We start from the raw sequence: 21,306 nt of genomic DNA on the forward strand, positions 1-21,306 counted from the left end.
CCGGCAGGGCGACCGGTGCGCAGCGCGATCAGGCGCCCGCGTCCAGCGGGGCGCCGGACTTGCGCTCACGCGCGGCACGAATGAACCCGATGAACAGCGGGTGGCCATCGCGCGGGGTGGACAGGAACTCGGGGTGGGCCTGGCACGCCAGGAACCACGGGTGCTGGTCGCGCGACAGTTCCACCACTTCCACCAGGGTGTCGTCCATCGACTTGCCGGCGATCACCAGGCCGGCATCTTCCAGCTGGGTGCGGTAGCGGTTGTTGAACTCGTAGCGGTGGCGGTGGCGCTCGGACACCACGTCCTTGCCGTACAGCTCGCGGGCCAGGGTGCCCGGCTTCAGGCGCTGCTCCTGCAGGCCCAGGCGCATGGTGCCGCCGAGGTCGCTCTTGTCGTCACGCTTTTCCACATCGCCGGTGGCGGTGCGCCATTCGGTGATCAGGCCGATCACCGGGTTCGGCGACTGGCGATCGTTCTCGGTGCTGTTGGCGCCTTCCAGGCCGGCCACGTGGCGGGCGAAATCAACCACCGCGGCCTGCATGCCGTAGCAGATGCCGAAGTACGGCACCTGCTGCTCGCGGGCGAACTGCGAGGTCAGCACCTTGCCTTCGAAGCCGCGGTCGCCGAAGCCGCCCGGCACCAGGATGCCGTCGACGTCCTTCAGCGCGCCCATGTCGCTGCCTTCCAGGTCCTGGGCTTCCAGCCACTTCAGGTTGACCTTGGTGCGCTGGCGCAGGCCGCCGTGCTTGAGCGCTTCACCGACCGACTTGTAGGCATCCTGGTGGTCGACATACTTGCCGACCACCGCGATGGTGACCTCGTCCAGCGGGTGCAGGGTGGCGTCCACCGCCGCTTCCCACTCGTGCAGGTCGGCCGGGCCGGCCTTGTCGCCGAGCTTGAATTGGTTGATGACGATGTCATCCAGGCCCTGGGCGTGCAGGCCCATCGGGATGCGGTACAGCACGTCCACGTCCGGCACGCTGATCACCGCGCGCTCGGAGACGTTGGTGAACTGGGCGATCTTGCGGCGCTCCGAGTCCGGCACCACCTGCTCGGAACGGCACAGCAGCACGTCCGGCTGGATGCCGATCGAGCGCAGTTCCTTGACCGAGTGCTGGGTGGGCTTGGTCTTCAGCTCGCCGGCGGCGGCGATGTACGGCACCAGGGTCAGGTGCATGAACAGCGCCTTTTCCGGGCCGCGCTCGGTGCGCACCTGGCGGATCGCCTCCAGGAACGGCAGCGACTCGATGTCGCCCACGGTGCCGCCGATCTCGACCAGGGCCACGTCGAAGCCTTCGGTGGCCTCGTCCATGCAGCGGCGGATCTCGTCGGTGATGTGCGGGATGACCTGCACGGTGGCGCCCAGGTAGTCGCCGCGACGCTCCTTGCGGATCACGTTCTCGTAGATGCGGCCGGTGGTGACCGAATTCTTGCGGCTCAGGCGGGTACGCACGAAGCGCTCGTAATGGCCCAGGTCCAGGTCGGTCTCGGCGCCGTCGTCGGTGACGTAGACCTCGCCGTGCTGGAACGGGCTCATGGTGCCCGGATCGACGTTGATGTACGGGTCGAGCTTCATCATCGTGACGGTGAGGCCACGGGCTTCAAGGATGGAGGCAAGTGACGCGGCGGCAATGCCTTTGCCGAGCGAGGACACTACGCCGCCGGTTACGAAGATCAAGGGAGTCATGGCTGGGGGTGTCCTGTCAGGAAGGGGGAGACGGCGCCGGCGCGCAGGGCGACGGACGACGTGAAGGGGAAAGGGGGGCGGATCCGGTCGGCCGGGACGGTGGAAACACGCGCCGGGGACGGGATCGGGGAGGCAGTGCGGGGACCGGTCGGCGAGGTCGGGGTGGCCGTGCCGGTCGCCGTTGGGACCGTCACCTCCTGCCTACCCTGCTGGCGATCGCGCACGATCAGGCCAGTCCATTCGCTGATGGATGACACGCACTGCTCCCGGAAAGCGCTAGTTTACAGATTGGAGGCCGCAAGCCCAAGCACTGGATTGCGGTCCCCACAAAAAAAGGCGCCCCGGCAAGGCCGGGGCGCCCATGGCAGCAGAAGAAGGCTCAGCGCTTCTTTTTGGCCTCTTCCTCTTCTTCCTTCTGCGGAGCCTGCGCGCCCTTGGCCTTCATGTCGGCCGTGGCCTGGGCCCGGCGCTTGGCCTTGGCGTCCGCCTCGGACTGCGCCTTGTCGGCCTGCTCGCCCTGCTGCGGCGTGGGCTGGCCCTGTCCGGCGTTCTGGGCCATGGCCAACGGCACGGCCACGACGGCGGCGGCAATGGCAACGATGGTCAGCAACTTCTTCATGGGTCACTCCTCGCGGTATCGGCTTGGGACGGGGTCGCCGGGGTACGGTTTCCACCACGCACAGTGTATCCAACCCTGGTCGGCCGCCCCCTGAACGTGCGGCGTGCAAAAAAACCGTCCAGACCGCAAACTTCGCCGTCGCTTTGCGCTATATGAAAACAGATGAACGCCCGTTATAACGCCGCCGATATTGAAGTCCTGTCCGGCCTGGACCCGGTCAAGCGCCGCCCCGGCATGTACACCGACACCGCCCGCCCGAACCATCTGGCGCAGGAAGTCATCGACAATGCCGTCGATGAGGCCCTGGCCGGGCATGCCCGTACGGTCGAGGTCACCCTGTACAAGGACGGCAGCTGCGAGGTCAGCGATGACGGCCGCGGCATGCCGGTGGACATCCACCCCGAGGAGAAGATCCCCGGCGTCGAGCTGATCCTGACCCGCCTGCACGCGGGCGGCAAGTTCAACAACAAGAACTACACCTTCTCCGGCGGCCTTCACGGCGTGGGCGTGAGCGTGGTCAATGCGCTGTCGACCCTGGTCGAGGTGCACATCAAGCGCGAGGGCAGCGAACACCGCATCACCTTCCGCAATGGCGACCGCGCCAGCCCGCTGGAAGTGGTGGGCAGTGTCGGCAAGAAGAACACCGGTACCCGCGTGCGCTTCTGGGCCGACCCGAAGTACTTCGATACGCCCAAGTACAACCTGCGCGCCCTGCGCCACCTGCTGCGCGCCAAGGCGGTGCTGTGCCCCGGCCTGACCGTGAAGCTGCGCGACGAAGCCACCGACGAGCAGGACACCTGGTACTACGAAGATGGCCTGAGCGATTACCTCAAGGCCGAGCTGGGCGAGCGCGAGATGCTGCCGGCCGACCTGTTCGTGGGCCACCTGAAGAAAGAGAACGAGATCGTGGACTGGGCCCTGGCCTGGATTCCGGAAGGCGAGCTGGTCCAGGAAAGCTACGTCAACCTGATTCCAACCGCCCAGCACGGCACCCATGCCAATGGCCTGCGCACCGGCCTGACCGAGGCGCTGCGCGAGTTCTGCGACTTCCGCAACCTGCTGCCGCGCGGGGTCAAACTGGCCCCGGAAGACGTGTGGGACCGGGTGTCGTTCGTGCTGTCGCTGAAGATGACCGACCCGCAGTTCAGCGGCCAGACCAAGGAGCGCCTGTCCTCGCGCCAGGCCGCCGGGTTCGTCGAGGGTGCCGCGCATGATGCCTTCAGCCTGCTGTTGAACCAGAACGTGGACATGGGCGAGAAGATCGCCCAGCTGGCCATCGAGCGCGCCAGCGCGCGCCTCAAGACCGAAAAGCTGGTGACCCGCAAGAAGGTCACCCAGGGCCCTGCCCTGCCCGGCAAGCTGGCCGACTGCATCAGCCAGGACCTGTCGCGCACCGAGCTGTTCCTGGTGGAAGGCGACTCGGCCGGCGGCAGTGCCAAGCAGGCGCGCGACAAGGACTTCCAGGCGATCATGCCGCTGCGCGGCAAGATCCTGAACACCTGGGAAGTGTCCTCGGGCAGCGTGCTGGCCTCGGAGGAAGTGCACAACCTGGCCATCGCGATCGGCTGCGATCCGGGCAAAGACGACATCAGCGGGCTGCGTTACGGCAAGGTGGTGATCCTGGCCGACGCCGACTCGGACGGTCTGCACATCGCCACGCTGCTGACCGCCCTGTTCCTGAAGCATTTCCCGGCGCTGGTCGATGCCGGCCACGTGTTCGTGGCGATGCCGCCGCTGTTCCGTATCGACGTGGGCAAGCAGGTGTTCTACGCCCTGGATGAAGAAGAAAAGCGCACCATGCTGGACAAGATCGAGCGCGAGAAGATCAAGGGCACGGTCAGTGTGACCCGCTTCAAGGGCTTGGGCGAGATGAATCCGCCGCAGCTGCGCGAGTCGACCATCCACCCCGATACGCGCCGCCTGGTGCAGCTGACCATCGACGATGGCGAACAGACCCATTCGCTGATGGACATGCTGCTGGCCAAGAAACGCGCGGGCGACCGCAAGCAGTGGCTGGAGAACAAGGGCGACCTGGCCTCGCTGGAAGTCTGATCGCAGCGCCAGCCACCGCCCGATGAGAAAGCCCGCCTACCGGCGGGCTTTTTTTTGTTCTTCTGCCGTCCGTGTGACGGGCCGGTAATGCACCCTGAACCTCTGCAGGCGCGGTCGTGTGCGGGAAACGGCGATAATCGAACACGGTTCACCGCCAGACCTTCAGATGATCGCCATCCGCCCCGCCCTGCCCGCCGACTACGACGCCATCACCGACGTGTGGGAGGCATCGGTACGGGCCACCCACGACTTCCTGCCCGAGCACGCCATCCAGACGCTGCGACCGCTGATCCGCGAGGTGTATCTGGCCGCGGTGGACCTGTGGGTGTATTGCGATGCGCAAGGCGCGATCGACGGCTTCGTCGGGGTCGCCGAAGGCCGCATCGAAATGTTGTTCATCCACCCGCAGCGGCGCGGCGGCGGCATCGGCAAACACCTGCTGCGACATGCCATCGAGACGCTCGGTGCCACCGCACTGGACGTCAACGAACAGAACCCGCAGGCGGTCGGCTTCTACCAGCACCTTGGCTTCGTCGTCACCGGGCGCTCGCCGCTGGATGGCCAGGATCAACCGTATCCATTGCTGCACATGGCGCTGCCCGGCGCGGCCGGCCCCTCTTCCTGATCGAGTGTTCCCATGTATTTCGACCCGACCCTGCAGCTCCACAGCGCGCGCCTGGTACTGAGCCCGATCCGCGCCAGCGACGGCGCCGCCCTGTTCGCCATCCAGTCCGATCCGGCGGTGATGCGCTACTGGAACCACCCCGCCTGGACCGACATCAAGCAGGCCTACGCGCAGATCCTGGACGACCTGACGGCGATGCGGGCCGGCACCCAGCTCAAGCTGGGCATCCGCGAGCACGCCGACGCGCCGCTGCTCGGCATCTGCGTGGTGTTTGCGCTCGATGCCGATTCACGCCGCGCCGAGATCGGCTACCACCTGGCGCCCGAGGCGCAGGGCAAGGGCTACATGCGCGAAGCGCTGCAGTGTTTCATCGACCACCTGCTGGACGACCGCGGCCTGCGCCGGCTGGAGGCCGAGATCGACCCGCGCAACGTGCCGTCGGCCCGGGTGCTGGAACGGATCGGCTTCCAGCGCGAAGGCCTGCTGCGCGAGCGCTGGTGCGTGGGCGGGGAGCTGTCCGACTCGGCGTTGTATGGCTTGCTGGCGGGGGACCGCAGCGCCTGAGCAGTGTGTCGGGGGCGGACACCGGTTGGGGGCGATGCGTCCTGCTGCGATGGATCCCGGTCGGGGCGCGCCGACGCGTCCTGCGACAATGGCGACCCCGGTAGGGTCGCGCCCCGGCCGACTGCCGATAACGGCGCAACGTTCGATGGTGGCGTGATCTTCGAACGGCACCCCGCCTTTCACCGTACGCGGATGCCGATCATTTCCATGCCGATATCGCGGCGGCGGGGGTTCACGGCAGTCGGCTGGGGCGCGACCCTACCGAAGCGCGTGCCGGACCAACGCGTCGCATGGGCCAACACCGATAGGGTCGTGCCGATGCGTCCCGCAGCAATGGGCACCCAAGGTAGGGTCGCGCCCCGGCCGACTGCCGATAACGGCGCAACGTTCGATGGTGGCATGACCGTCGAACGACATCCCGCCTCATCGCACTCAGATGCCGATCATTTCCATGCCGATATCGCGGCGGCGGGGGTTCACGGCAGTCGGCTGGGGCGCGACCCTACCGGCGTCCCGGCGTTCGGCGTGACGGCATCCAGCATCCCGGTGTCCTGCATTCGGCGCCCCGGCGTGCGGGAACGCGGGCCGAGGGCCCGCGTCCTGCCGCGGCGTCGCCGGGATCTGTCGGGCATGCCTGTCTGATGCGTTGCTTGTGCCCACAAAAAACCCGCCTTTCGGCGGGTTTTTTGTGGCAGCCGGGCAGAGCCCGGCTCTACAGTGCGCAGGCTTATGCCCAGCCGAACAGTTCGAACAGGCGCAGGATCAGGTATGCGCAGCCGCCTGCCGCCGGGATCGTGAGGATCCAGGCCCAGACGATGCGCTCGATCACGCCGAAGCGCAGCGAACGCGGGTTCTTGGCGTAACCCACGCCCATGATCGCGGTGGAGATGCTGTGCGTGGTCGAGACCGGCATGCCGAAATGCGCCGCCAGGGTCAGGATCGTGGCCGAGCTGGTTTCTGCGGCGAAGCCGTGGATCGGATGCAGCTTGACCATCTTGTGACCCAGGGTCTTGATGATCTTCCAGCCACCCGACGCCGTACCGGCCGCCATCACCACCGCGCAGGTCAACACGATCCACATGGCGATGCCGTCACCGGCACTGGCCTGCGGGTGCATGAAGGCCAGCCACGACGGCAGGTCGTTCAGCGCACCGGTCGCCTCGGCGCCGATCAGGGTCATGGCGATGATGCCCATGGTCTTCTGCGCGTCGTTGTGGCCGTGGGCGAAGCCCATGTAGGCCGCCGACACGATCTGTGCCTTGCCGAAGAACGCATTGACGATGCGCGGACGCGCCAGGCGCCCGAGCCAGCCACCGGCCTTGGCCATGCCGGCGATGATCGCCCACAGCAGCAGCATCACCACGATGCCCAGCAGGAAGCCGGCCACCGGCGAGGTGATCATCGGCAGGAACACCTTCCACAGCAGGCCCTTGTTCTGGGCCCAGGTGCCGATCCGCTCGGACCAGATCAACGCATCCCAGTTGTTGTGGGCCGCGGCCAGGCCAGCGCCGCACAGGCCGCCGATCAGGGCGTGCGAGGACGACGAAGGCAGGCCCTTCCACCAGGTGATCAGGTTCCAGATGATGCCGCCCAGCAGCGCGCACAGGATCACCTGCGGGGTCACATCGACCACGTTGGTGTTGAGCAGGCCCGAAGCGATGGTCAGCGCCACGGCGGTGCCGGTCAGGGCGCCGATGAGGTTCATGAAAGCCGCGAGCATCACCGCCCAACCGGGCGAGAGCACTTTGGTCGCCACCACGGTGGCGATGGAGTTGGCGGTGTCGTGGAAGCCGTTGATGAACTCGAAGACGAGCGCGGCCAGGATCACCACCAGGACAAGGGTCAGCATGCTCTGGCGTCCGTCAGCTGTTCTTCAGCACGATCTGGTACGCCACCACACCGGCCTCGCGGCAACGGTCGATGGCTTTTTCCAGGATCTCGAAGAACTCCTTGAGCAGGAACATCTGCAGGTTGTCCAGGCGGCCGGAGTAGATGTCGCGGTACAGCTCGAGCATCAGGCGGTCGGCTTCGTTCTCCAGCGAGCGCAGCTTCTCGTTGAGCGCGGTCATCCGGTCCAGATTCATGTGGCGCAGGTCGTTGACCATCTCCACCACCACGCTGGCGGCCTGTTCGAGCATCGCCGCGCGCGGCGCGAAATCGATGTGCTCCAGGTGGGCGGTGGCCAGCGAGTAGCGGTCGGCGAACTTCTCGACCTGCTTGGGGATCTTGTACAGGGCCGAACCCAGCGCTTCGATGTCCTCGCGCTCGATCGGGGTCATGAAGCTGTCCACCAGGGCCTGGCTGATCTTGTCCGAGGCGGCACGTTCGCGCAGGCGGGCCAGCTTGAAGGCGTCCAGCGCCGGCTGGCGGTCCGAATCGCGCAGCATGGCGTGCAGCGCCTTGGCGCTGTCCTGGGCGGCCTGGGCAGCCTCGTCCAGCAGGGTGTAGAACTGTTTGCCGGAGCCGAAAATGGTCTGCAGAGAGAACATTGAGAAACCTATTCGCCGTCGAGGAAGGACGGCACCGGGCGGAATTATGACGGTTTGATGTCCACTCCGGGTACTCCCCCCTGTCTTCACGCCGCAAAGGGGCTGCCTGAACGACTCTGTTTGCTTCCCTGCCCCGGCCTTTTGTTAAGATGCGCGGGCGCCTTCGGGCGCACTCTATGGACGACGACCCTTACCCCCCGCCGCACCGCCGCGCTCACGCGCCCTACGGTAGCCGCCATCGCTTGAACACGCCCTCCCTGCCACCAACCGGGGACGACGCCCGTGTTTGAACTGATTATTGTCCTGGCCCTGATCCTGATCAACGGCTTCTTTGCCATGTCCGAGATGTCGGTCATGACTTCGCGCAAGAGCCGCCTGAAGCAGATGGCCGGCACCAGCAAGCGCGCCGCACGCGCGCTGGAACTGTCTGAAAAGCCCGAAAGCTTCCTGTCCACGGTGCAGATCGGGATCACCCTGATCGGCATCCTGACCGGTGTGTTCGGCGGCGAGGCGATCGGCCTGGCCATCGCCGAGTGGCTGCACGGTGTGTTCCCCGCCTTTGCCTATGCCAGTGAAGTGGGCAAGGCACTGGCCGTGGCCCTGATCACCTTTCTGACGCTGATCTTCGGCGAACTGGTGCCCAAGCGGCTGGCGATCACCCGCTCGGAGGACATCGCCGGGCTGGTCGCCTGGCCGATGGGCTGGCTGTCCCGGATCGCCTTCCCGGCGGTGTGGCTGCTCTCGCACAGCACCCGGCTGGTGCTGCGCGTGCTGGGCCTGGGCAAGGACGAGGCCGCATCGGTGACCGAAGAGGAGATCCGCATGCTGGTGGCCGAAAGCCACGAGGCCGGGGTCATCGACGCGCACGAGCGCGACATGATGAACCGGGTGATGCGCCTGGGCGACCGGACCGCCGACAGCCTGATGACCCCGCGCAACCGGATCGCCTGGCTGGACACCGTGGCCGACCCGGAGAAGAACATCGCCACGATGCGCGAGAACGAGTTCTCCCGATACCCGGTGTACCGCGACAACGACCAGGACATCGTGGGCGTGCTGGAAGTGAAGAGCCTGGTGACGCGCCTGGTGCGCGATGACCATTCGCTGTTCCAGCAGCTGCGCGAGCCGCTGTATGTGTCCGAATCCACCCATGCGATGAAGCTGCTGGAGATCTTCCGCGAGGAACAGCAGTCGATGGCGCTGGTGGTGGACGAGTACGGCGAGATCCAGGGTCTGGTGACCATCAGCGACCTGATGGGCGCGGTGGTCGGCCGCCTGCAGTCGGTGGAGAACGTGGACGAGGACGCCCTGGTGGTGACCCGTGAGGACGGCTCCTACCTGGTCGATGGCTCGCTGTCGATCGAAGACCTGCGCGAACTGATGGGCAATGCCGAACTGCCCGACGCCGAGGACGGCGACTACTACACGCTGGCCGGCATGTGCATCCACTTCTTCGGGCGCATTCCGCATGCGGGCGAGTATTTCGACTGGGCCGGCTGGCGCATCGAGATCGTCGACCTGGACGGTGCGCGGGTGGACAAGCTGCTGCTGCGCACGCTGTCCGAAGAAGAGACCGATGAACTCACCGGCTGATCCAATTCCGCCGGACGAGGGGCGCCCGGCGTACCGCAACGAAGGCATCCGCACGTTGCTGGCGATGTTCGACCACGGCGACCCGGAGGAGCGGCTGCTGCTGGGCAAGATCCTGCAGGACCTGCAGCAGAGCGCGTTCGGCGTGTTCCTGTTCGTGGCGATCCTGCCGGCCTTCATCCCGATTCCCGGGGTGGGCGGCGCGGTGAGTGGCCCGCTGATCCTGCTGATCGGCGGTCAGATGCTGTTCGGCCTGCGCCGGCCGTGGCTGCCGAAGTTCATTGCCAACCGCGGTCCGAAGCGCGGCACGATGCACCGGTTCCTGGCCCGTATCGACGGCCCCCTGCGGCGGCTGGACAAGCTGCTGAAGCCGCGCCTGCCCACGCTGCTGGTGCCACTGCCGGCGCACGCGCTCACCGGCCTGCTGCTGATCCTGGTGGCGGTGCTGCTGTCGCTGCCGATCCCGTTCACCAACTACCTGTTCGGCTTCCAGCTGCTGTTGTTCGCGCTGGCGCTGCTGGAACGCGACGGCATGCTGATGTTGTTGAACTGGATCGGCGCGCTGGCCGCCGTGCTGTTCTTCGGCTTCAGCTCCGGCCAGTTGGTGAGCTACACGGTGGAACAGGTCCAGCGCTGGTTCTGAGACGCACCGACCAACGGTCGGCGCCTACCGACGCGAGCCCCCGGGGTAGAGCCGACCGTTGGTCGGCTACCCACCGAACAGGTAGAGCCGACCGTTGGTCGGCTTCCCGGAAATCGCCCCAAAACCTGCCCCAAAAACCGCCCAACCATCACGCCCCAGGCTTGAGATCCACCGTACCGGTATCCGACAACGCGCCCGGGTCGTCCGTAACGGCCGACAACACGAAATACAGCGCGCTACCCAGCAGACCGCCCGGGCCGTCCCAATACTCGGCCGATTCGGCGCTGACGTGGATCAGGCGCAGGTTGGGGTCGTCCTTGCCGCCGGGGAAGAACAGCTTCATCGCCGGCGACCACAGTTCCTCGATCCTCGCGCGGTCATCGACGATGCGCGCGGTGCCGGCGACCGACACATAGGTGTTGCCCGAGGGCGAGGAATAGGACACGTTGACGCGCGGGTTGAGCGCGATCTCGGCCACCTTGGGGCTGTCGGCTTCGGTGGCGAACCAGAGGTCGCCATCGAACTCGACTTCCTGCGTGCCGAGCGGACGGCTGTAGAGCCGGCCGTCGACACCGACGGTAGTGAACATGGCGATGTCGACATCGCGGATCATGCCCGCCAGTTGTTTGATGTGCTGTTGGCGGTCGTGTTCTGCCATGGACGTAGCTCCTGAAACGGGAGCCCCCATCACAGCCGATCGGCAGCCACGGCAGCGTGAACCATGCGGTCACGCCGCCTTCGCGCGCATTCGCAACGGTGTTCTTACGCGTTGGCCTTCCACGCCTGCATCGCCAGCCCGAACGAGCGCTTGCGCGCGGCATGGTCGAAGATGTTGGCCGTGAGCAGCAGTTCATCGGGCTTGTGGCGCGCAGCGAACGCCGCCATGCCCTCGCCCACCTGGCGCACGTCACCGACCACCGCGCAGGCCAGCGCGTTCTGCACGCCCAGCTTTTCATGCGGCTGCCAGAAGTCTTCGATGTCGTCGATCGGTGGCGGAATCAGCCCCGGCTTGCCGCGCCGCAGGTTGACGAAGCTCTGCTGCTGGGTCGTGAACAGACGCTTGGCCTCGGCTTCCGACTCGGCCGCCACCACGTTGATGCCCAGCACCGCGTACGGGGCCTCCAGGTACTGCGACCGGCGGAACTCGCGGCGATACACCGCCAGCGCCTCGTCCATCGCATCGGGCGCGAAGTGCGACGCGAACGCGAACGGCAGGCCCATCGCGGCGGCCAGGCGCGCGCTGAACAGGCTGGAGCCAAGCAGCCACACCGGCACCGGGATGCCCGCACCGGGCACGGCGCGCACGGCCTGGCCGGTCTGTGCCGGTTCGAAGTAATGCAGCAGTTCGCGCACGTCCTGGGGGAACTGGTCGGCGCTGTCGAAGTAGCGGCGCAGGGCGCGCGCGGTGGGCTGGTCGGTGCCGGGCGCGCGGCCCAGGCCCAGATCGATGCGATCGGGGTAGAGCGAGGCCAGCGTGCCGAACTGCTCGGCCACCTGCAGCGGCGAATGGTTGGGCAGCATGATGCCGCCGGCGCCGACGCGGATGCGCCGGGTGCCGCCGGCCACGTGGCCGATCAGCACGGCCGTGGCGGCGCTGGCGATGCCCGGCATGTTGTGGTGCTCGGCCAGCCAGTAGCGGTGGTAGCCCCAGCCTTCGGCGTGCTGGGCCAGGTCCAGCATGTTGGCGAAGGCCTGGGTGGTGTCACTGCCCTCACACACGGGGGCCAGATCAAGAATCGACAATTGCATGGACGCGTTCCCTCCAGAAGTCATCCCACCCAGATGGGGCTGGCCACCGCCCGCCGCCAGTGCCGGTGGCGGGATGCTGATTCCTGCGGTTCGGCTTCGTGAGGATGCCGCGTAGCTGCCGGTCGTGCCGCGCCCTGCCCGGCCGCCAGCGCTCAGGCGGCTTCGGTACCGGGTTGATCGACCAGCGGCTGCAAGTCCGCGTCCAGCGCCACGCGCTCGTCGAACACGAAGCACCGGCCCTCGTAGCCTTCGCCGCCGACGGCCTCGAAGTACCCCAGGATGCCGCCGTCCAGCTGCAGCACGTTGTCCATGCCGTCGTTGCGCATCCACAACGCGGCCTTTTCACAGCGGATGCCGCCGGTGCAGAAGCTGACCACGGTGCTGTCGCGCAGCGCCTCGCGGTGCGGCGCGAGTGCATCCGGCAGGTCGGTGAACTTGGTGATCGGCAGCACCAGCGCGTCCTGGAAGGTGCCGTACTCGATTTCCTGGGTGTTGCGGGTGTCCAGCATCACCACCGGCTTGCCGGCATCGTCATGGCCCTGGCGCAGCCAGCGCTGCACCGTGGCCGGGTCCACCGACGGGGCGCGCGGGTAGGCCAGCGGCTGCCCGTCGTCGATGCGGAAGCTGATGATCTCCGGCTTGACCTTGGCCTTGAGCCGCGCGAATGGCTGCATCTGGCTGTAGCTGGTTTTCACCCGCAACCCGGCAAAGCGCGGGTCGGCATGCAGGGCAGCGTAGAAATCGGCAATGCCGGTGTCGGTGCCGGCCAGGAACAGGTTGATGCCCTCGCCCGCCACCAGAATGGTGCCGCGCAGGCCGCCCGCAGTGGCGCGCTCCAGCAGCGTGGCGCACAGCGCGTCGGGGTCGGCGATGGGGGTGAAATGGTAGGCGGCGGTATTGGCGATCATCGGCCCATTATAAATGCCGACCGCCCCGCTGCCGGGGCCGTGGCCGCCGGCGGTTCAGCCGCGCAGCAGCACGAACGGCAGGAACACCAGCGCCGCCGCGGCAACCATGCCCAGCAGCACGGCGACCACGAACAGCGGCCGGCGCTGCAGCAGGCTGCCGAAGGTTTCGGCGGTGCCATCGCGCAGCGCCGCCTCGCGCTCGGCCCGCACGCGTACCCCGCGGGCCTCCTGGTAGGGCGCCATCACCGCCTTCGCCCGCGGCAGGTCCTCGTTGTCACGGATCCAGATCCCGCCCCAGGAGATCCCCCACGGGCTGGGTTCGGTGCGGTAATGGGCGATGCCCGCCTGGTCCAGCAGGGCGATCACGTCCTGGATTTCATCGTCCGCGACATTGCGCAGGTTGAGCAGCAGTTTCGACATGCGCCCATGATAGCGCCCGGCGATGCGCTACCCTTGCGTCCCGTTTTTGCGATCCGGAGCCGCCATGCGCCGCCTGCCCTCCTATCTGCTTGCCCCCTTGATGCTGCTGGCGCTTGCCGGCTGCACCCCGCCCGGTCCGCCCCCGGGCGGCACGATCGCGCAGTTCGAGAAGATCGATACCCAGCCGGGCACCGGCGCCGAGGCCACGCCCGGCAGCAAAGTGACCGTGCATTACACCGGCTGGATCTACGACGAGCGCACCGCCGACAAGCACGGCGACAAGTTCGACAGCTCGGTTGACCGTGACGAGCCTTTCAGCTTCGACCTCGGCAAGGGCCAGGTCATCAAGGGCTGGGACGAAGGCTTCGCCGGCATGAAGGTGGGCGGCAAGCGCACCCTGATGATTCCGGCCGAATACGGCTACGGCGACCGGGGTGCCGGCCCGATCCGGCCCGGTTCGTCGCTGGTGTTCGATGTCGAGCTGCTCGACGTCACCCCGCGCTGATTGGCCTGCATGACCCTTTCCAGCACTGCCCCACGACGTGTGGCGATCATCGGCGGTGGCCCGGCCGGGCTGATGGCGGCCGAAACCGTGCGCGCCGCCGGCCACCAGGTCGATGTGTATGAGGCCAAAGGCTCGCCCGGGCGCAAGTTCCTGATCGCCGGCAAGGGCGGCCTGAACCTGACCCATTCCGATGCGCACGACGTGTTCGTGGCGCGCTACCGCGAGCGGGCCAGCGAGGTGGGCGCATGGCTGGCCGACTTCGATGGCCCGGCACTGCGCGACTGGGCGCTGGGTTTCGGTGTGGAAACCTACGTGGGCAGTTCCGGCCGGGTGTTCCCGGTGGACCGCAAAGCCGCCCCGCTGCTGCGTGGCTGGGTGCGCCGCCTGAAGGAACAGGGCGTACGCCTGCATGTGCAGCACCGCTGGACCGGCTGGGCAGACGACGGTGCCCTGCGCTTTGAAACGCCCGAGGGCGAGGTCACGGTGCAGGCCGATGCCGTGGTTCTGGCGATGGGCGGTGGCAGCTGGCCACAGCTTGGCTCGGATGCGGCATGGGTGGCACCGCTGGCCGCGCGCGGCATTGATATGGCGCCGCTGCAATCGGCCAACTGCGGCTTTGACGTCGACTGGACCGCGTACTTCCGCGATCGCCAGGCTGGTGCTCCGTTGAAGCCGCTGGTGGCCCATTGGATCGCGCTGGACGGTCAACCACGCACGCTGCAGGGCGAATGCGTGATCAGCGCCGATGGCATCGAAGGCAGCCTGATCTATGCGATGGCCGCCGACCTGCGCGACACCCTCACCCGCGACGGCGCGGTGACGCTGCATCTGGACCTGCTGCCCGGCCAGACCGAGGCGCAGCTGCTGGACAAGCTGCAGCGCCCTCGCCAGGGCCGCAGCTTCGGTGAGCACCTGCGCCGCCAGCTGGGCCTGGGCGGGGTCAAGTCGGCGCTGCTGTTTGAAGTGCTGGGCAAGGACGCCGGCCAATTGCCCGCCGACCGCATCGCCGCTGCATTGAAGCGCCTGCCGCTGTCGCTGCTGCGCCCGCGCCCGATGGCCGAGGTGATCAGCACCGCCGGCGGCGTCCGCCTGGAGGCGCTGGACGCGCAGCTGATGCTGCGGCAGATGCCGGGCACGTTCTGCGCCGGCGAGATGCTGGACTGGGAAGCACCCACCGGCGGCTACCTGCTGACCGCCTGCTTTGCCAGCGGTCTGCGCGCCGGGCGCGGCGTGATCCAGTACCTGCAGACCCAGTAAACGGGCCGCGTTGAAACGCCGGTAACGGGCCGCGTTGAAACGGTAGTGCCGGCCGCCGGCCGGCTCCATGCACGCCCCGAAGCACCCTGATACCGCCGGCCGCTGGCCGGCTCCACGCACGCCTCGAAGCACCCTGGTAGTGCCGGCCGCTGGCCGGCTCCACGCACACCCCGAAGCAACCTGGTAGTGCCGGCCGCTGGCCGGCTCCACGCAGATCCATGGGCACCGCGGGGAGCCGGCCAGCGGCCGGCACTACCGGGTCAGGGGTGTTGCATGCGCACCGAGGCGAGTGCGACGCCGCTGGGGTGCGGGTAGGTTTCCTCGCGCAGCGCCCGGAAACCGCAGCGCTGGTAGAACGGGACCGCATTGAGCGAGGCCGACAGAACCAGCGGCCTGTCCGGATCGGCCAAGGCCTGCAGGGCCTGCATCAAGGCCTGGCCGATGCCACGCCCGCCACAGTCGGGGTCGACGAACAGCGCATCGATTTCATTGCCTGCCGTGTCGAGGATGCCGTACCCCAGCAGCTGCCCGGCCCCGTCCTCGGCCACCACGCAGCCGCCCTGCGCGATCAGCGCAGCATACTGCGCCGGCGGTGGCGAGGCCGCCCACGGCGCGATCACCTCGGGCGGGTACGCCGTACTGCACAGCTCACGCACGCAGCGGGTGCGCAGCACCCACAGCCGCTCGGCCTCTTCGGCCGTCCCCACCCGTAGCGCCGGGCTCTGCCCGGCAGCCCCGCCATCGCCGGCCGTCCCCATCCGTAGCGCCGGGCTCTGCCCGGCAGCCCCACCATCACGAACCGTTCCAGCCATCATCGCGACTTGCTCGTGCGCAGCGCCTGGATCCGCGCCGGCGGCTGGAACGAATCGCTGCGCGCGTCGCTCCAGTAATCATGGAACACCGCGTGATCGGGCACCTGCCGCAGCAGTTCACCCGGCGCCAGGTACCGGTACAAGGACGCCAGCGAGCGGATCTCCACCGGCGATACCCGCCGCAGGATGTGCTCCGGGCCCAGTTCGGACGGGTGGTTCAAGCCGGCCGCGCACAGCAGGTCGCGCAGCGCGCGCACGGTGTTGTCGTGGTAACTGTGCACGCGGGTGGCCTTGTCGGCCGCATCCAGGTGGCGCCAGCGGTGCGGGTCCTGGGTGGCGATACCGGTGGGGCATTTGTCGCTGTGGCAGCTCAGCGACTGGATGCAACCCAGCGCGAACATGAAGCCGCGCCCGGCATTGCACCAGTCCGCGCCCAGCGCGATCGTGCGCGCGATCTCGAACGCACTGGTGACCTTGCCGGCCGCGCCCACCTTGATGCGGTCGCGCAGGTCCAGGCCGACCAGCGTGTTGTGGACCAGCAGCAGCGCTTCGTGCATCGGCACACCGACGTGGTCGATGAACTCGGCCGGTGCCGCACCGGTGCCGCCTTCGGCGCCGTCGACCACGATGAAGTCCGGCAGCAGCTGGGTCTCGTGCATCGCCTTGGCAATGCCGAACCACTCCCACGGATGGCCGATGGCCAGCTTGAACCCGACCGGCTTGCCACCGCTCAACTCACGCAGGCGCGCCACGAACTGCAGCAGCTCCACCGGCGTGCTGAACGCCGAGTGCTTGGACGGCGACACGCAGTCCACGCCCATCGGTACGCCACGGGTGACCGAGATTTCCGCGCTGACCTTGGCCGCCGGCAGCACGCCGCCATGGCCGGGCTTGGCGCCCTGGGACAGCTTGATCTCGATCATCTTCACCTGATCGGTGTTGGCATTGGCCACGAACTTCTCTTCGCTGAAACCGCCCGCGTCATCGCGGCAGCCGAAGTAGCCCGAGCCGATTTCCCACACCAGGTCGCCGCCCATCTCGCGGTGATAGGGCGAGATCGAGCCTTCGCCGGTGTCGTGATAGAAACTGCCGCGGCGCGCGCCCTCGTTGAGGGCACGGATTGCGTTGGCCGACAGCGAGCCGAAGCTCATCGCCGAGATGTTGAACACGCTGGCCGAATACGGCTTGGCGCAATTGGGGCCGATCAGCACGCGGAAATCGCTGTGCGCGATCTCGGTGGGGGCCAGCGAATGGTTGATCCATTCGTAGTCCACCGCATAGGTACTGCGCAGCGTACCGAACGGCACCACGTCCATTTCGTTCTTGGAGCGCTGGTAGATCAGCGCGCGCTGCTGCCGCGAGAACGGCACGTCCTCCAGGTCGCTCTGTACGAAGTACTGGCGGATTTCCGGGCCGATCGACTCCAGCCCGTAGCGGAAATGCGCCATCACCGGGTAGTTGCGGCGCAGCGTGCTGCGCTTCTGCAACAGGTCCCAGGTGCCCAGCACCACCAGCGCGAGGGTGCCGCCGACGCCCCAATACCAGGCGGGCCAGATCGTGGCCAGCCACAGGCAGACCGGCAACAACAGGATGGCGAGCACGTAGACCAGGTAACGATGCATGGCTTTCCTCGATCAATAACGCATTCGAGTCTACAACCGGTCGTCGACAACGTCCCGTGGCCAGACCGATTTGACGTCGTACACCACCCCATCGGGGGTGAGCAGTGCGCGGACGGTGGCCGCGTCGAACGCACGGAACTCGTCGTGGGCCACGGCCAGCACCACGGCATCGAACACGCCGGGATCGGCGCGCTCCACCCAGTGCACGCCGCTGCCGGCCAACACCGCCGGCCCGACCCACGGGTCCTGCACGTCCACCCGCGCACCGGCCGCCTGCAGCGACTGCGCCAGCTCCAGCGCGCGGCTGTTGCGCAGGTCCGGGCAGTTTTCCTTGAACGTCACGCCCAGCACCAGGATGCGCGCAGCGGCCGGCACCTTGCCGCGCCCCGCCAGCAGCGCCAGCACGCGCTGGGCCACATGCGCACCGACCCGGTTGTTGACCTGCCGCGCGGTGTGGATCAGGTCCGGGTGGTAGCCCACGCTTTCGGACTTGTGCAACAGGTAATAGGGATCCACGCCGATGCAATGGCCGCCAACCAGGCCCGGCCGGAACGGCAGGAAATTCCATTTGCTGCCCGCTGCATCCAGCACGTCCTGGGTATCGATGCCGAGCCGGTCGAAGATCAACGCCAGCTCGTTGACCAGCGCGATGTTGACGTCGCGCTGGATGTTCTCGATCACCTTGGCCGCTTCGGCCACGCGGATCGACGGCGCCGGCCACGTGCCGGCGGTGATGATGGTCGCGTACAGCGCATCGACCCGCGCCGCGATCTCGGGGGTAGAACCGGACGTGATCTTGCGGATGTCGGGCAGGCGGCGCTGGCGGTCACCGGGATTGATCCGCTCGGGGCTGTAGCCGCAATGGAAATCGTGGTTGAACCGCAGTCCCGACCCCGCTTCCAGCAGCGGCACGCACACTTCCTCGGTGGTTCCCGGGTAGACGGTGGATTCGTAGATCACCAGGTCGCCCGGCTTGAGCACGGCGGCGATCAGCGACGAGGCGCTCCGCAACGGCCCCAGGTCCGGCTGCTCCAGCGCATCGATCGGCGTGGGCACCGTCACGATGTAAATGGTGCACGCGGCCAGTTCGGCGGGGTCGGCGGTGTAACGGGCGTGCCGTGCGGCGGCAAGCTCGTGCGGCTCCATTTCCAGGGTGTGGTCATGCCCACGCTGGAGCTCCTCGACCCGCGCGTGGTCGATGTCGAACCCGAGTGTTGGCTGACGGGCGCCGAACGCAACGGCCAACGGCAACCCGACGTAGCCAAGCCCGATTACCGCGATACGTGGCGCATCCGCAGCGCCTGCCCCAACGACCATCAGCCGCGCCCCTGGGGTAGGCAGCAGGTGCAGGTGGGGGGCGGCAATGGGGCGGAAGGACTCATGGGGGCGGCGCCGGGAAACGAATGGCACAGCCTAACGCGGGAAGCCGCATGCCACAAAGAACAAAGCCGCCGTCCGCGGAGAGTACGGACGACGGCCAACAAAATGGTCCAGCTGCGGTTACTACCCTTTCAGACAGCCTGGCGGAGTTTCCGCAGGACCGGTCACAGCTGGTAGAGAGATAGTAGGCGCGGACCCGTGATGTTCTTGTTACGGGAAACGAACAGTTGCGTTACGAGCCGAGCATGACCGCCGCCGGTTCCAGTTCACCGGTTACCCCGGTCCACAATTCAAGCAGGCGGGCGAACCCCACCCGGCCCTGCCCTTCGATCGGCGCCGCAGGGCTGAAGCCCTCCCAGGCGGTCTCGATCATGCCGGTGAGCACCTGCGGTTCGATCGCCGCCGACGCCATCGTCCACCGGGGGAAGTGGCGGGTCAGGACCGAGCCACGCGCCAGCTCACGCAGGAACAGATGGCTGCGCGAATTCAGGACACGCTGGTAGACCGAATCGACGCCGTCTTCGGGGCCTTCGAAATACTGCAGGAACCGGGTGCCGTCGAACATGAGCACGCCGGTGACCCCGGCGACCTTGTTGAAGCTTGTCGCCGCGGCAAGGATGCGATCGATATCCGATGCTTGAATCCCTTCGAAGGCGACGCTGGTGTAGGCGATCGCACGCAACGGCATGCAGTCAGAACTCCCCTGAGAACTGCTTCGACTATGCCACGAACCTGCATGTGTAGATAGATGATCACGGGGCGCCACGGCACCGGCAGGCGTGCGTCCGCTTGTCGCAGGCTCAGGGCGCCTGGACCTCGAACCCGGCCTGCTCCAGGCGCGCCAGATAGCCACCGGGCTGCACCAGCAACGCCACCGGCACCACCGCGAAGGTGGTTGCGTTGCGCCCCAGCGCGGCCCGCGCCATCTGCACCCATTTATCCGCCGCCTGCTGGTCCACCCCGGCCATGCCGCGACGGCGCCCGAACTCGCTGTCGGCGATAGCGCCCACGCAGGCGTCGTACTGGCTCTGCACCGCCAGTTGCTGCAGCGCCCCGGTGTCGCCCACGGCCCAGGCGTTGGCCCGCTCCACCAGCAGCGGCAACTGGTGCTCCACCACCTCCAGCGTGCGCTGGAAGCACGCGGCATCGGCCAACGTGCTGCCCCGCATTTCCTTCAACGCCGCGCGCGGATCCTCCACCCGGATTGCCACCCGGGTCGGCACCGGCTTCAGGCCCCGGGCCTTGTAGGCCTTCTCCAGCACACGGGTCATCGGCTTGCTGCCGCCAAGCCCCACCGACTTCAATGCATCGCCATACAGGCGGGCGGCCGCCACCAGCGGACGGTCCTTCTCGACGCCGCGGTCACGCCCCATGTAGCGCTGTTTGAGCGGCAGCCAGCGTGCATACAGCGCCGCCGGCAGGATCTCGTCCAGGCGCCGGCCCTGCGGATCGTGCGCGGCCTTCATCGCCGAGGGCAGCAGGGTCAATCCCCTGAACACCCCGATGTCGGCGTCCACCGTCCAGCCGGGTGGCCCCAGCACCTCATCGGCGCTGGCGATCACCGCCTGGACTTCATCGGCGCGCCACTCCAGCTTGGCCGGCAACGGTGACACCGTGCCCAGGATCCACAGTGCATGGCCGTCGCGGCCGGTCACCTTCCACATGCCGGGACCGGGCTGCACACCGGACACCACCACCGGCGCCAGATCGACCACCGCCGGCCCACCCGCGGGCGTCTGGGCCTGCGCGCCAGCCACGCACCACAACGCCATCGCCAGTACCGCCACCGCCTTCCCTGCCCGTGCCGCGCTCGCCATGCTGCCTTGCCTGTGTTGGGGTCGAACGCAGCCTACGGAGACCTCGGCGCGCCTGCGTAAAGTTTGCGTTTGGCCACTGCCCGCATAATGCAGCCATCGGTCCCCAGGAGAAGATGCCATCGATACCCTTCGCAGTGCCGAGGCGCTGGCGCGCCGCGCCCATGCCAGCCAGATCGACAAGGCCGGCCACCCGTACATCGGTCATGTCGCGCGCGTGGCCGCGCGCGTGCGTGGCGACGCCGACGCCGAAGCGGTGGCCTGGCTGCACGACGTGGTGGAAGACTGCCCGGACTTCGCGGCCGAGGTGGACCAGTTCCCCGCCCACATCCGTGCGGCGGTCGCCTGCCTTACCCGGCGCAAGGAGGTACCGGCAGACGACTACTACGCCGCCATCGCACGCAACCCGCTGGCGCGGAAGGTCAAGCTTGCCGACATTGCCGACAACAGCGATCCGGCGCGCCTGCAGTACCTGCCCGCGGCGGTGTCGCAGCGGTTGACGCAGAAATATGCACACGCCCTGCTGGCCCTGGGTGCGGGCCCGGTACCCGCCGCGAACTGACCCGCGCG

The 21,306-nt window shown here is 67.6% G+C and carries 21 protein-coding genes; 8 read left to right on the forward strand and 13 right to left on the reverse strand.

Annotated features, from left to right (window positions below):
- Window positions 1-28: 28 nt before the first annotated feature.
- Window positions 29-1,687 carry a CTP synthase gene (gene pyrG, locus DX03_RS12400; protein WP_038689163.1) on the reverse strand — a complete coding sequence of 553 codons (1,659 nt, stop codon included), beginning with the start codon at window positions 1,685-1,687 and terminating at the stop codon, window positions 29-31.
- Window positions 1,688-2,066: 379 nt separating this feature from the next.
- Window positions 2,067-2,306 (reverse strand): hypothetical protein, encoded by a 240-nt coding sequence (locus tag DX03_RS12405; protein ID WP_038689165.1) that lies wholly within the window; start codon window positions 2,304-2,306, stop codon window positions 2,067-2,069.
- A gap of 162 nt (window positions 2,307-2,468) precedes the next feature.
- On the opposite strand from DX03_RS12405, the gene parE reads away from it, so the two are divergent.
- From parE to DX03_RS12420, 3 genes are all read left to right on the forward strand, one after another.
- Complete coding sequence (gene parE, locus DX03_RS12410; RefSeq protein WP_038689167.1) at window positions 2,469-4,358, forward strand: DNA topoisomerase IV subunit B; 1,890 nt, start codon at window positions 2,469-2,471, stop codon at window positions 4,356-4,358.
- Between the two features lie 166 nt (window positions 4,359-4,524).
- Window positions 4,525-4,983 carry an acetyltransferase gene (locus DX03_RS12415; protein ID WP_038689169.1) on the forward strand — a complete coding sequence of 153 codons (459 nt, stop codon included), beginning with the start codon at window positions 4,525-4,527 and terminating at the stop codon, window positions 4,981-4,983.
- A gap of 12 nt (window positions 4,984-4,995) precedes the next feature.
- A complete protein-coding gene (locus DX03_RS12420; RefSeq protein ID WP_038689171.1) occupies window positions 4,996-5,547 on the forward strand; it encodes a GNAT family N-acetyltransferase in 552 nt (183 codons plus the stop codon).
- A 727-nt stretch (window positions 5,548-6,274) separates the two neighbouring features.
- On the opposite strand, the gene DX03_RS12425 is transcribed toward DX03_RS12420, so the two are convergent.
- Entirely contained in the window at window positions 6,275-7,396 is a 1,122-nt protein-coding gene (locus tag DX03_RS12425; RefSeq protein ID WP_038689173.1) for an inorganic phosphate transporter, read from the reverse strand.
- Window positions 7,397-7,409: 13 nt separating this feature from the next.
- Window positions 7,410-8,036 (reverse strand): DUF47 domain-containing protein, encoded by a 627-nt coding sequence (locus DX03_RS12430; protein WP_038689176.1) that lies wholly within the window; start codon window positions 8,034-8,036, stop codon window positions 7,410-7,412.
- A gap of 282 nt (window positions 8,037-8,318) precedes the next feature.
- Here DX03_RS12430 and DX03_RS12435 point away from each other — a divergent pair, with 282 nt between their 5' ends.
- Window positions 8,319-9,629, forward strand: coding sequence for a hemolysin family protein (locus DX03_RS12435; protein WP_038689178.1), 1,311 nt, complete (start codon window positions 8,319-8,321; stop codon window positions 9,627-9,629).
- Window positions 9,613-10,269, forward strand: coding sequence for an exopolysaccharide biosynthesis protein (locus tag DX03_RS12440; protein WP_038689179.1), 657 nt, complete (start codon window positions 9,613-9,615; stop codon window positions 10,267-10,269). The genes DX03_RS12435 and DX03_RS12440 overlap by 17 nt, the downstream gene beginning before the upstream one ends.
- A gap of 148 nt (window positions 10,270-10,417) precedes the next feature.
- Here DX03_RS12440 and DX03_RS12445 read toward each other — a convergent pair whose 3' ends face one another.
- The 4 genes from DX03_RS12445 to DX03_RS12460 all read right to left on the reverse strand — a co-directional run bounded on the left by DX03_RS12445 (window position 10,418) and on the right by DX03_RS12460 (window position 13,346).
- Complete coding sequence (locus DX03_RS12445) at window positions 10,418-10,927, reverse strand: pyridoxamine 5'-phosphate oxidase family protein (RefSeq protein WP_038689181.1); 510 nt, start codon at window positions 10,925-10,927, stop codon at window positions 10,418-10,420.
- A gap of 104 nt (window positions 10,928-11,031) precedes the next feature.
- The gene (locus tag DX03_RS12450; RefSeq protein WP_038689183.1) at window positions 11,032-12,018 is read right to left on the reverse strand and encodes an LLM class flavin-dependent oxidoreductase; all 987 of its coding nucleotides are present in this window, start codon (window positions 12,016-12,018) and stop codon (window positions 11,032-11,034) included.
- 152 nt (window positions 12,019-12,170) lie between these two features.
- A complete protein-coding gene (locus DX03_RS12455; RefSeq protein ID WP_038689185.1) occupies window positions 12,171-12,926 on the reverse strand; it encodes a sulfurtransferase in 756 nt (251 codons plus the stop codon).
- Between the two features lie 54 nt (window positions 12,927-12,980).
- Window positions 12,981-13,346, reverse strand: coding sequence for a DUF6164 family protein (locus DX03_RS12460; RefSeq protein ID WP_038689187.1), 366 nt, complete (start codon window positions 13,344-13,346; stop codon window positions 12,981-12,983).
- A 64-nt stretch (window positions 13,347-13,410) separates the two neighbouring features.
- Here DX03_RS12460 and DX03_RS12465 point away from each other — a divergent pair, with 64 nt between their 5' ends.
- Window positions 13,411-13,851 (forward strand): FKBP-type peptidyl-prolyl cis-trans isomerase, encoded by a 441-nt coding sequence (locus DX03_RS12465; RefSeq protein WP_038689189.1) that lies wholly within the window; start codon window positions 13,411-13,413, stop codon window positions 13,849-13,851.
- Between the two features lie 9 nt (window positions 13,852-13,860).
- The gene (locus DX03_RS12470) at window positions 13,861-15,108 is read left to right on the forward strand and encodes a TIGR03862 family flavoprotein (protein ID WP_038692330.1); all 1,248 of its coding nucleotides are present in this window, start codon (window positions 13,861-13,863) and stop codon (window positions 15,106-15,108) included.
- Between the two features lie 260 nt (window positions 15,109-15,368).
- On the opposite strand, the gene DX03_RS12475 is transcribed toward DX03_RS12470, so the two are convergent.
- The 5 genes from DX03_RS12475 to DX03_RS12495 all read right to left on the reverse strand — a co-directional run bounded on the left by DX03_RS12475 (window position 15,369) and on the right by DX03_RS12495 (window position 20,739).
- Window positions 15,369-15,866: a GNAT family N-acetyltransferase gene (locus DX03_RS12475; protein ID WP_051598853.1), complete on the reverse strand. Its 498-nt coding sequence runs from the start codon at window positions 15,864-15,866 to the stop codon at window positions 15,369-15,371.
- Between the two features lie 53 nt (window positions 15,867-15,919).
- The gene (locus tag DX03_RS12480; RefSeq protein ID WP_038689193.1) at window positions 15,920-17,542 is read right to left on the reverse strand and encodes an FMN-binding glutamate synthase family protein; all 1,623 of its coding nucleotides are present in this window, start codon (window positions 17,540-17,542) and stop codon (window positions 15,920-15,922) included.
- A 30-nt stretch (window positions 17,543-17,572) separates the two neighbouring features.
- Window positions 17,573-18,859, reverse strand: coding sequence for a nucleotide sugar dehydrogenase (locus DX03_RS12485; RefSeq protein WP_038689194.1), 1,287 nt, complete (start codon window positions 18,857-18,859; stop codon window positions 17,573-17,575).
- Between the two features lie 295 nt (window positions 18,860-19,154).
- Complete coding sequence (locus tag DX03_RS12490; protein ID WP_038689196.1) at window positions 19,155-19,610, reverse strand: BLUF domain-containing protein; 456 nt, start codon at window positions 19,608-19,610, stop codon at window positions 19,155-19,157.
- A gap of 112 nt (window positions 19,611-19,722) precedes the next feature.
- The gene (locus DX03_RS12495) at window positions 19,723-20,739 is read right to left on the reverse strand and encodes a TraB/GumN family protein (RefSeq protein WP_038689198.1); all 1,017 of its coding nucleotides are present in this window, start codon (window positions 20,737-20,739) and stop codon (window positions 19,723-19,725) included.
- A gap of 214 nt (window positions 20,740-20,953) precedes the next feature.
- Here DX03_RS12495 and DX03_RS12500 point away from each other — a divergent pair, with 214 nt between their 5' ends.
- On the forward strand, window positions 20,954-21,298 hold the full coding sequence (locus tag DX03_RS12500; protein WP_244880118.1) for a phosphohydrolase: 345 nt from the start codon (window positions 20,954-20,956) through the stop codon (window positions 21,296-21,298).
- Window positions 21,299-21,306 lie beyond the last annotated feature (8 nt).

This window comes from Stenotrophomonas rhizophila (assembly GCF_000661955.1).
Classification (GTDB): Bacteria; Pseudomonadota; Gammaproteobacteria; order Xanthomonadales; family Xanthomonadaceae; genus Stenotrophomonas; species Stenotrophomonas rhizophila.